11 protein-coding genes are annotated in these 10,224 nt (G+C 43.2%); 5 read left to right on the top strand and 6 right to left on the bottom strand.

Annotated elements, in window-relative coordinates; all coding sequences use genetic code 11:
* Positions 1 to 83: 83 nt before the first annotated feature.
* The 6 genes from rplD to rpsL all read right to left on the bottom strand — a co-directional run bounded on the left by rplD (position 84) and on the right by rpsL (position 5,404).
* On the bottom strand, positions 84 to 713 hold the full coding sequence (gene rplD, locus ACTIE6_RS08815) for a 50S ribosomal protein L4 (protein ID WP_056280039.1): 630 nt from the start codon (positions 711 to 713) through the stop codon (positions 84 to 86).
* 5 nt (positions 714 to 718) lie between these two features.
* Positions 719 to 1,339, bottom strand: a complete 621-nt coding sequence (gene rplC, locus ACTIE6_RS08810; protein ID WP_439556286.1) for a 50S ribosomal protein L3 — start codon at positions 1,337 to 1,339, stop codon at positions 719 to 721.
* Between the two features lie 282 nt (positions 1,340 to 1,621).
* The gene (rpsJ, locus tag ACTIE6_RS08805; protein WP_026631228.1) at positions 1,622 to 1,927 is read right to left on the bottom strand and encodes a 30S ribosomal protein S10; all 306 of its coding nucleotides are present in this window, start codon (positions 1,925 to 1,927) and stop codon (positions 1,622 to 1,624) included.
* 137 nt (positions 1,928 to 2,064) lie between these two features.
* Complete coding sequence (gene fusA / locus ACTIE6_RS08800) at positions 2,065 to 4,185, bottom strand: elongation factor G (protein ID WP_439556285.1); 2,121 nt, start codon at positions 4,183 to 4,185, stop codon at positions 2,065 to 2,067.
* 220 nt (positions 4,186 to 4,405) lie between these two features.
* Positions 4,406 to 4,873: a 30S ribosomal protein S7 gene (gene rpsG, locus ACTIE6_RS08795; protein ID WP_015813785.1), complete on the bottom strand. Its 468-nt coding sequence runs from the start codon at positions 4,871 to 4,873 to the stop codon at positions 4,406 to 4,408.
* Between the two features lie 117 nt (positions 4,874 to 4,990).
* Positions 4,991 to 5,404 carry a 30S ribosomal protein S12 gene (gene rpsL / locus ACTIE6_RS08790; RefSeq protein WP_026631225.1) on the bottom strand — a complete coding sequence of 138 codons (414 nt, stop codon included), beginning with the start codon at positions 5,402 to 5,404 and terminating at the stop codon, positions 4,991 to 4,993.
* Positions 5,405 to 5,700: 296 nt separating this feature from the next.
* Between rpsL and ACTIE6_RS08785 the strand changes: the two genes are divergently transcribed.
* From ACTIE6_RS08785 to ACTIE6_RS08765, 5 genes are all read left to right on the top strand, one after another.
* A complete protein-coding gene (locus ACTIE6_RS08785) occupies positions 5,701 to 7,713 on the top strand; it encodes an OmpA family protein (protein ID WP_439556284.1) in 2,013 nt (670 codons plus the stop codon).
* Between the two features lie 129 nt (positions 7,714 to 7,842).
* On the top strand, positions 7,843 to 8,808 hold the full coding sequence (locus ACTIE6_RS08780; protein WP_439556283.1) for a deoxyribodipyrimidine photo-lyase: 966 nt from the start codon (positions 7,843 to 7,845) through the stop codon (positions 8,806 to 8,808).
* A 27-nt stretch (positions 8,809 to 8,835) separates the two neighbouring features.
* Positions 8,836 to 9,024, top strand: coding sequence for an FAD-binding domain-containing protein (locus ACTIE6_RS08775; RefSeq protein ID WP_439556282.1), 189 nt, complete (start codon positions 8,836 to 8,838; stop codon positions 9,022 to 9,024).
* 151 nt (positions 9,025 to 9,175) lie between these two features.
* Entirely contained in the window at positions 9,176 to 9,757 is a 582-nt protein-coding gene (locus ACTIE6_RS08770) for a LemA family protein (RefSeq protein WP_439556281.1), read from the top strand.
* An 88-nt stretch (positions 9,758 to 9,845) separates the two neighbouring features.
* Positions 9,846 to 10,224 (top strand): TPM domain-containing protein (locus ACTIE6_RS08765; RefSeq protein WP_439556280.1); only part of this gene is annotated, 379 nt, incomplete at its 3' end.

Here is a 10,224-nt window from a genome sequence, read left to right as displayed (position 1 = left end):
AGACACTTCAAAAGCATATTTTCCTTGACCACCCTGAGCCGTTACCTTTTCGGTTATAATCGGACGTTTCAGTACACTCATTGTTATTTGTTCAATTGGGTTTCCAAAATAGACAGAGCAGATTCACTTATCAGAAGACGGTCTGCATACATCAGGTCATAAGTATTGACTGCGTCCACAGTTGTAACTTTCGCTTTTGGAATGTTACGGCTTGACAGATATACATTGCTGTCAATGGATGGAAGAATCAATAACGTTTTTGTATTCACTAATGAAAGCGATGTCAAGACATTCAGATATGACTTCGTTTTAGGAGCATCAAATGTAAATGCTTCCAAAACAGAGATCGCATCAGACTGAGCCTTGGCAGAAAACGCCGACTTGCGAGCTAATACTTTAACCTTCTTATTCAATTTAAAACCGTAGTCACGAGGTCTTGGACCAAAAATACGGCCACCGCCTACAAAAACAGGAGATTTAATGCTACCTGCGCGTGCACCACCTGTTCCTTTTTGACGTTTGATCTTGCGTGTAGAATGATTTACTTCTGCACGTTCTTTTGATTTATGCGTTCCCTGACGCTGATTCGCCAGGTAAAGTTTTACATCGAGATAGATCGCGTGCGTATTAGGTTCAATGCCGAAAATCTCTTCAGACACACTTACCTTCTTGCCGGTATCTTCTCCTTTTATATTTAATACGGACAGTTCCATTGGTGCTATTTCTCAATGATTAGAAATGAATTCTTTGAACCCGGTACTGAGCCACTAACAACTAAAATGTTCTGCTCAGGTATCACTTTCAGAATTCTCAAATTCTGAATCTTTACACGATTGTTACCCATACGTCCACCCATGCGAATACCTTTAAATACGCGTGATGGGAAAGAACAGGCACCAATCGAACCTGGGTGACGCGCTCTGTTGTGCTGACCGTGAGTTTGACCTCCGACACCACCAAAACCGTGACGTTTTACAACACCCTGAAAGCCGCGTCCTTTGGCAGAGCCAACAACGTCAACGAACTCACCTTCTTCAAAAATATCCTGTACGGATAATGAAGTTCCTAATTCATGCTCCACTTCAAATTCCTTAAACTCAACCAATTTTTGCTTGGGAGTTGTATTGGCTTTCTTGAAGTGACCAATCAAAGGTTGGGAAGAATTCTTTTCTTTCTTCTCACCAAAACCTAATTGAATGGCTTTATAACCATCCCTTTCTTGGGACCTAACTTGTGTAACAACACAAGGACCAGCTTGGATCACAGTACATGCCAGAGCCTGCCCGTCAGCATTGTACAAACTGGTCATCCCGATCTTCTTACCAATTAAACCAGACATGTTTGAAATTTAAATTTAGCAGGTAATACCCCTTATTCTTTAAAACGGACTGCAAAGGTAGGAAATCAATTCTTAGTATCCAATGCAGGTAAAAAATATTTAGCTGATAATCAGCAAAAAAGGTCAGATGAATTAACATCTGACCTCATATTCAAGAACGCCGGTGATTGTTGCGAATAATGCATCCAACTATGTGGCCTCTTCGAGCTCAGATGTGGTTTCCGGAACCGGACCTTCATCCAATTTATGTCTTTGACTTATTTTAAACTAAGTCGGATTCTACTAAACTTTTATTTCAACATCAACACCGCTCGGCAATTCAAGCTTCATCAATGCATCAACAGTTTTTGCGCTAGTAGAGAAGATATCAACCAGACGCTTGTAAGTACAAAGCTGGAACTGCTCTCTTGATTTCTTGTTAACGTGTGGTGAGCGCAACACAGTAAACTTCTCCGTTTTGGTTGGCAAAGGAATTGGACCACTAACAATAGCACCAGTTGCTTTTACAGCCTTCACAATTTTCTCGGCCGACTTATCAACCAAGTTGTGGTCAAATGACCGAAGCTTAATACGAATTTTTTGATTCATTTCTCTTGTTTGTTTCCGGTTCAGAAAAACTTGTCAAATGAGTTTTGACAATCCATCAGCAAAAGAACCATTAACTTTACTGATTTATATTTATATAAGAAGAAGTGCTACCAGCGAACTGGTAGCACTTTATTATCTTAAGCTCTAACCAATCCTTTTGATTTCTCGATTACTCCCTCAGCGATGTTGTTAGGAACGATCTCGTAGTATGCAAAAGTAAGAGATGCAGTAGCACGGCCTGATGACATTGTACGAAGGTCGGTCACATAGCCGAACAATTCAGAAAGAGGAACGTCAGCTTTGATAACCTGTGCACCATTACGTGAATCCATACCGCGCATGATACCACGACGACGGTTTAAGTCACCTGTAATCGGACCTGTGTATTCGTCAGGAGTAAGTACTTCGACGTGCATGATCGGTTCCATCAATTTCGAACCAGCGTGACGTGCTGCCTCTTTAAAACCTAACTTAGCTGCCAATTCGAAAGAAAGTGAATCCGAATCGACATCGTGGAATGAACCGTGGAACAGACGAACTTTCATTGAATCCAAAGGATAGCCAGCCAATGCACCGTTGATCATAGCTGCTTCAAACCCTTTTTGAACCGGCGCAATGAATTCACGAGGAATCGCACCACCAACAACTTCATTTACAAACTGCAAACCAGTCTTTGGCTCTTTGCCTTCTTCATTGTCATCACGTGGCCCAATTTCAAACACGATATCAGCAAACTTACCACGACCACCTGTTTGTTTCTTGTAAACTTCTCGGTGTTCAAAGTTCTTGGTAAGAATTTCTTTGTAAGCAACCTGTGGAGCGCCCTGGTTTACCTCTACTTTGAACTCACGACGCATACGGTCAATGATAATTTCAAGGTGAAGCTCACCCATACCTTTGATAATCGTCTGACCAGTTTCCTCATTAGATTCAACTTGCAGCGTCGGATCTTCTTCGATCAGCTTGGTAATTGCCTTTGAGAAGTTATCACTGTCGGCAGCTTTCTTAGGCTCGATTGCGTAACCAATTACAGGCTCAGGGAACACCATTGATTCCAATACAATCGGTGATTTTTCATCAGAAAGGGTATCGCCAGTTTTAATATCTTTAAAACCTACTACCGCACCAATGTCACCAGCTTCAAGCTTATCGATCTGATTTTGCTTATTAGCGTGCATTTGGAATATACGTGAGATACGCTCTTTATTACCTGAACGGTTGTTCAATACATAAGAACCCGAATCAAGTACACCAGAATAAGATCTGATAAAGCAAAGACGACCAACGTAAGGGTCTGTTGCAATTTTAAATGCAAGTGCGCAGAAAGGATCTGTTTCAGATGGCTTACGGCTAATTTCGTTACCGGTACGTGGATCAGTACCCACGATGTTCTCGCGATCAAGAGGTGAAGGTAGAATAGCCATCACATAATCCAGCATAGTTTGAACTCCTTTGTTTTTGAAAGAAGATCCGCAAACCATGGGAACAATTTTCATGCTGATTGTAGCAGCACGCAAAGCAGCAAGGATTTCATCTTCCGAGATCGAATTAGGATCTTCGAAATACTTCTCCATCAAAGTCTCGTCAAACTCAGCAACTGCTTCAAGCAGCTTTTCTCTCCATTCAGTTGCTTCTTCCAGCATATCGTCAGGAATAGGCACCTCAGTGAAAGTCATTCCTTTGTCTGCCTCATTCCACTCGATACCGCGGAAGTTAACCAGGTCAACCACACCACGGAAAGTATCTTCAGCACCGATCGGCAATTGAAGAGGTACTGCATAGCTTCCAAGCATTTCTTTAACCTGAGCACAAACTTTCAGGAAGTCAGCACCGGAACGGTCCATTTTGTTTACGAAACCGATACGTGCTACATTATAGTTGTTAGCAAGGCGCCAGTTCGTTTCAGATTGTGGCTCAACACCATCAACCGCGCTGAAAAGGAAAACCAAACCATCCAAAACACGCAAAGAACGGTTTACCTCAACGGTAAAATCTACGTGTCCCGGGGTATCGATAATGTTAATATGATATTTCTCGTTACGGTAGTTCCAGTTAACTGTCGTAGCAGCAGATGTAATGGTAATACCACGCTCCTGCTCCTGCTCCATCCAGTCCATTGTAGCAGCACCATCATGTACTTCTCCAATTTTGTGACTTACCCCTGCATAGTACAGAATACGCTCAGTTGTAGTTGTTTTACCGGCATCAATGTGCGCAGCAATACCAATGTTTCTTGTTAATCTTAGATCACGTGCCATGACAGATGGTGATGTGTTATATTTTATTCGATGTGCAACTCAATTCGGAGAACTTGAACTTTTCAGAGAATGTGAAATCCATTACTTTTAAAAATTCAGAGCGCAAAAGTATAAATTGTTGATTATAAATCCAATTGAGGCAAAGTTATTTTTCAAATATTTATACAAAAAAATCGGGAGCCTGATAGCCAGGCTCCCGATTGCATTATATTTCGTTTGCTTAGAAACGGAAGTGAGAGAATGCTTTGTTCGCATCCGCCATACGGTGCGTATCATCTTTCTTCTTCACAGCAGCACCTTCGCCTTTTGCAGCAGCGATAATTTCGCCAGCCAAACGGTCAACCATTGTCTTTTCTCCACGCTTGCGGGAATAGTTGATCAACCATTTCATGCCTAGTGACTGCTTACGCTCAGGACGAACTTCTGTTGGAACCTGGAACGTTGCTCCACCTACGCGACGGCTTTTTACCTCAACTGAAGGAGTCACATTGTTCAATGCTTTCCTCCATGTTTCCAGACCATTTTCGCTGGTTTTTTTCTCAACCAACTCCAATGCGTCATAGAAAATGGTAAATGCAATGCTCTTCTTTCCTTCGTACATCAGGTTGTTTACAAACTTAGTAACCTGAACATCCCTGAACTTAGGATCAGGAAGGATATATCTTTTCTTTGGTTTCGACTTTCTCATTTTGTCTTAATGTTTTTACACGAGGTTTCGTTTTGCAACTTATTCACCCACGCTCAGGCGCAGATTACTTCCCTTTTATCAACTTAATTATTTAATAAAAGCAGAGAGAGTTACTTTTTATTTTTTCTTACCTTTTGTTGGTGCTGCTGCAACCTGACCTGGTTTTGGACGTTTAGCACCATATTTAGAACGACGTTGTTTACGACCGTTTACACCGGCGGTATCCAAAGCACCACGGATAATGTGGTAACGCACACCTGGCAAATCCTTCACACGACCACCACGGATCAATACGATCGAGTGCTCCTGCAAGTTGTGACCTTCTCCAGGAATGTAGGCATTCACTTCCTTGTTGTTGGAAAGACGAACACGAGCTACTTTACGAAGTGCTGAGTTCGGTTTTTTAGGCGTTGTGGTGTACACACGGGTGCACACTCCCCTACGCTGGGGGCAGGAATCCAAAGCCGGTGACTTTGATTTCCAAGTAATGGTCTCTCTACCTTTACGGACTAATTGTGAAATAGTTGGCATTTAACAAATTGATTTTGATCTGATTAGCAATCAGATCTATTGTTATGTAAACAGTTTTCCCGAAAAATCGGACTGCAAAAGTAATATTCCGCAACTGATTAGCAAAGCGTTACTGATATTTTTTCCAAAAACAAGTTGTAAATCAACAATCTTGTGTCATAAACACGCCTCTATCGCACATAGATAAAATTCTTTTCCTCTTGTATCCAGAATTTTATTTCCAAACGTTCTTTATTAGTATTGTTTTTCAGAAACCCAGTGTGCGCGTCGAATCGTTTGATTTTATACTTTACATTATGAAACTTTTGCAGAGTGTTTTTACCCTCATAATATTTGGTGCGCTTTTATCCGGCTGCAATTCGGCGATGCAAGCTTACAAAGACGGTCAAAAGAAATTTGCCAACGGAGAATACGACCTGGCGATAAAAGGTTTTCAAAAAGCTGCTCAGGAAAATTATGAACCTGTTCAAACAAGCTACTACATTGCCGAGTCATACCGCCTTTCAAATCGCTTTAAAGAAGCTATTCCTTATTACAAACAGGCGCTGGATGCTGGACTCGCCAGCAACGATGCCCGGTTTCAATATGCTTATGCATTGAAAACAGCCGGGCAGTACAGCGAAGCCTCTGCACAATTTGCCTCGTTTGCCAAAGATACTGTTGGCTCGCAAGCCTTAAAGGACAGAGCATTGCGGGAGGTTGAAATTCTTCGCATTGCGGACAGGCTTAAAACGGAGAAAATGGAAGTGCAGGTAAAGAATATACCGTTGAATACCGCCGGTTCTGAATTCTCCCCCACTGTTCTTGGCAAGGAACTTGTTTTTTCTTCTTCCAAAAAAGAGAAAATTTATAAAAACAACGGACAGGCTATGCTGGGATTATATAAGGTGTCGATCACCGAAGATCCCGGAGCGATTCAAGGCAATCCTGTTTTACTAAGCCCGGAAATAAATGTTCAGGAGGCAAATGAAGGTTCTCCTGCGTTTTCACCCGATGGAAAAACACTGGTCTTTGCAAGAGGAAACACAGGCAAGAAGAACAGCAGCAAGGATGTGGACCTTTACATGAGCCGCAATGTGGAAGGCAAGTGGACTACTCCCGCCATTCTACCCATCAATGATTCACTTGCCTGGGATGGGTCACCTGCATTCTCGCGTGACGGAAAAACACTCTATTTCGCTTCGAACAGACCAGGCGGCGCGGGTGGTATCGATATATACCGGACCAATATGGACGCATCCGGCCGTTTCAGCAAGCCGGTTAACATGGGTAGGGATATTAATACTGCCGGAGACGATATGTTTCCGTATGTAGCCGAAGGTGGAAAACTTTACTTTGCTTCTGACGGGCATCCCGGATTGGGCAAGTTAGACTTGTTCTCAGCAACACGCAGTCAGGGAGTAATTACTATTGAGAACATGGGATTGCCCTTTAATAGTCCGCAGGATGATTTCGGACTTGTATTCTATGAAGGTCTGACAAAGGGTTTCTTCTCTTCCAACCGGGAAGGTGGTAAAGGCGACGATGACATCTACTATTTCGCTGCGCCGGAAGAGCCTGACAGTACAACTGTAGCTCGGAACAACGACCCTAACGATCCACTTAACCCAAACAACCCGAACTTCATCAATGGGAAACCGAAGGTAGTCAGGTATTTTCTGGGGGGGAATGTAATAACTGCCGGTCAGGGATCTACGCCGCTCGACTCGGCGATTGTGCACATTTACCCGGATACTTCTGATGTACAAATCGCCCAGCTGCCTACTACCAGCGATGGTAAGTTTGGAGAGCAGGCAGTTGAAGAAGGCAGGTCTTATGTGTTACTCGCAGAACGTAAAGGCTATATCAGCAGACGTGAACCATTCTCTATGACCGGTCGCTCCATCCCACCGATATTCCTGACAAAAGAACTGACAGATACTACCTTCAATGTAACTATCAAACTTGATAAGCTGGAATTGAACAAAACGTTTGTTCTGGAAAACATTTATTACGATTTGAACAAATACAACATTCGTCCTGACGCTGCTATCGAGCTGGATAAGCTTGTGCAAATCCTGAAAGACAATCCAAGTATGAACATCGAGCTAAGCTCCCATACTGATGCGCGCGCTACGGATGCATACAATATGACTTTATCGCAGAACAGAGCTGAGTCCGCAGTGGCTTACCTGAATTCAAAAGGAATTGACGCAGACAGAATGGTCGCAAAAGGATATGGCGAGCGCGAGCTGATTGTCCCGAATGCGAAAACAGAAGAAGAACACCAGCGTAACCGGCGAACTGAATTTACGATCCTGAGTTACTAAGTACAAAGAATTACTAAGATATCCCGCTCTGACAAGATTGTTCCGGAGCGGGATATTTGTTTTTAGCCTTCCTATCTTTGCCGATTATTTCAGAATAACATTCTCATCAAATCATTTAAGTTTAGGTAAATGGCGCAGCGCATTGTTTACTGGTTTAGAAATGACCTTCGATTATTGGATAATGAAGCGTTATTATCAGCCTGCAACTCCTCAGAAGAAATAATCCCTGTTTTTGTTTTTGACCCAAGACAATATGAAAAAAACCGGCTGGGCTTTCGCCGAACAAGTGCTTTAAGAGCCCAGCAGCTAATTGAATGTGTTGCCGATTTGAAGAATAAACTCAGGGAAAAAGGCGGTGACCTTTTACTAAGGATTGGCGAGCCCGAAAAGGTCATCGCTAAGATCGCAGAAGATTTTGAAGCCAGCTATGTGTATTCCACCAAAGAAATTGCTCCCGAAGAAACACGGATCGAATCTTCTTTAAGCAAGAACCTCAAACTGCTCAATATCGATATCAAGCTTTTTTGGACCGACACTTTGGTGCACGCCGCCGAACTACCTTTCCCGATCTCAAAGCTTCCATCTTCTTTTGCTGAGTTTGCCGGTAAAATGCAGGGTAACCTGTCGATCAAAAATGCATTGCCTGAACCTGAGCAAATCAAATTGCCAGCAGAGTACGAAGCAGGAGAATTGCCTTCGCTGAAAAATCTGCAAATCGATCCTGAAGAAATTGCATTGGTAAATGAAACCGCATCTGGCCCTCAGATGAGCCTGTCAAATGCTGTGGAGGTATTGTCAGAGTACCTGGAAATTGCGAGTGATCCTGCCGGCTTCCATGCATTGATTGACTCCGGTATTTCTCAGTTACTGTCTTTGGGCTACCTTTCTCCCAGGTACGTTTACCATGCTGCGATTTCAATGCCCGAATCTGAAAAGCGGCAGAACCTGCTCCGTGACTTACTGGAAAGAGATTATTTTCATTGGACATTGCTCCGCTTTGGCCCACGGATTTTCAAGCCAAGTGGTGTAAAGCACCTGTTCGAGAAACGATGGTCCAATGATAATACGGTATTTGAGAAGTGGATCAATGGATAAACCGAAGATACTGATGTGAATGCGATTATGAAAAAATTGAAGTCGGAAGGAAACCTTCCGGCATCTGAACGCCTGCAAAGTGCTGAATACCTAGCCAATGCGCTGGATATCAACTGGACGTGGGGAGCTATGTATTTTGAGAGCAATCTTAAAGATTATGAACCGTCTGTTACCTGGGGCAAATGGAATAAGGTGGCGGGAGTTGGTCAGGATTGAGAAACAGTATCGCCTTAACAAAATCAAAAACCCGTTATCCGGTCAAAATTCCGCCAGAATCTGCGCTAAGCCCGGTTATGTAGTTTTTAATGCGGATTTTGCTAGATTTGGACAACTTTGATTATTCATTAACTATTAACCGAATACTAAAATGTCAAAAGGATTAATCGCAGTTATAGTCGTGGTTCTTATTCTTGGATTCGTCGGCTGTGGAAAATATAATGGGCTTGTCGGAAAGGATGAAGTGGTAAAAGAATCCTGGGCAAAAGTAGAAAGCCAGTACCAGCGCCGCGCCGACCTGATCCCTAACCTCGTAAGTACAGTCAAAGGAGCTGCCGAATTTGAAAAAGGCACATTAACCGCTGTAATCGAAGCGCGTAGCAAAGCAACCCAGACAACCATCCAGGCTGACGAGCTTACACCTGAAAATATATCCAAGTTTCAGGCTGCGCAGGATCAGTTGAGCGGCTCACTTTCCAGGTTACTTGTCTCGGTTGAACAATATCCGCAACTAAAAGCCAACCAGAACTTCCTGGAATTACAGGCACAGCTGGAAGGAACTGAGAACCGCATTGGCGTGGCAAGAAATGACTTTAACACTGTTGTTAAGGATTATAACCAGGAAGTAAGGACTTTCCCTACCAACTTGTTTGCGGGCGTCTTCGGCTTTTCGCAAAAAGGTTATTTCACAGCAGCACCAGGCTCTGAGAAAGCTCCTTCAGTACAGTTCTAAAACTGACTTGAAATGGTTTCCGGCATGTAGCCCGGAAACCATTTTCTTTTCTTAGCAGCACTTCACAGATACTTACATCAATTTCCCCATGGAAGCGCAACCCCTTTTTTTCACGGAAGAGCAGCAGCAACTTATCATTAATGCGATAATGTCGGCTGAAAAACAGACTTCGGGAGAAGTGAAGGTACATATTGAAAAGAAGTGCCCTAACCCCGATGTAATGGAAAGAGCCAAAGAGGTTTTCCTGGCACTTAACCTGCATCAGACTGCCCAGCGAAACGGGGTTTTGTTTTACCTCGCCTACGAAGACCGGAAGTTTGCCGTCCTTGGCGACAAGGGGATCAACGAAAAAGTACCCGCTGATTTCTGGGAAACAACAAAGCATCTTTTGCGCAGTCATTTTTCACAAGGCTTGTTCCTGGAAGGACTTTGTAAAGGTATTGATGAGGCTGGCTTTCAGCTGAAAT

Source organism: Dyadobacter sp., assembly GCF_051859145.1.
In the GTDB taxonomy this organism is placed as follows: domain Bacteria; phylum Bacteroidota; class Bacteroidia; order Cytophagales; family Spirosomataceae; genus Dyadobacter.
The sequence above is the reverse complement of the archived record's forward strand: the minus strand, read 5'-3'. Positions and strand labels throughout refer to the sequence as shown.

Coding starts and splice junctions, on each gene's coding strand:
- rplD (WP_056280039.1), bottom strand. CDS start 713: ATGGAACTGTCCGTATTAAATATAAAAGGAGAAGATACCGGCAAGAAG.
- rplC (WP_439556286.1), bottom strand. CDS start 1,339: ATGTCTGGTTTAATTGGTAAGAAGATCGGGATGACCAGTTTGTACAAT.
- rpsJ (WP_026631228.1), bottom strand. CDS start 1,927: ATGAATCAAAAAATTCGTATTAAGCTTCGGTCATTTGACCACAACTTG.
- fusA (WP_439556285.1), bottom strand. CDS start 4,185: ATGGCACGTGATCTAAGATTAACAAGAAACATTGGTATTGCTGCGCAC.
- rpsG (WP_015813785.1), bottom strand. CDS start 4,873: ATGAGAAAGTCGAAACCAAAGAAAAGATATATCCTTCCTGATCCTAAG.
- rpsL (WP_026631225.1), bottom strand. CDS start 5,404: ATGCCAACTATTTCACAATTAGTCCGTAAAGGTAGAGAGACCATTACT.
- ACTIE6_RS08785 (WP_439556284.1), top strand. CDS start 5,701: ATGAAACTTTTGCAGAGTGTTTTTACCCTCATAATATTTGGTGCGCTT.
- ACTIE6_RS08780 (WP_439556283.1), top strand. CDS start 7,843: ATGGCGCAGCGCATTGTTTACTGGTTTAGAAATGACCTTCGATTATTG.
- ACTIE6_RS08775 (WP_439556282.1), top strand. CDS start 8,836: ATGAAAAAATTGAAGTCGGAAGGAAACCTTCCGGCATCTGAACGCCTG.
- ACTIE6_RS08770 (WP_439556281.1), top strand. CDS start 9,176: ATGTCAAAAGGATTAATCGCAGTTATAGTCGTGGTTCTTATTCTTGGA.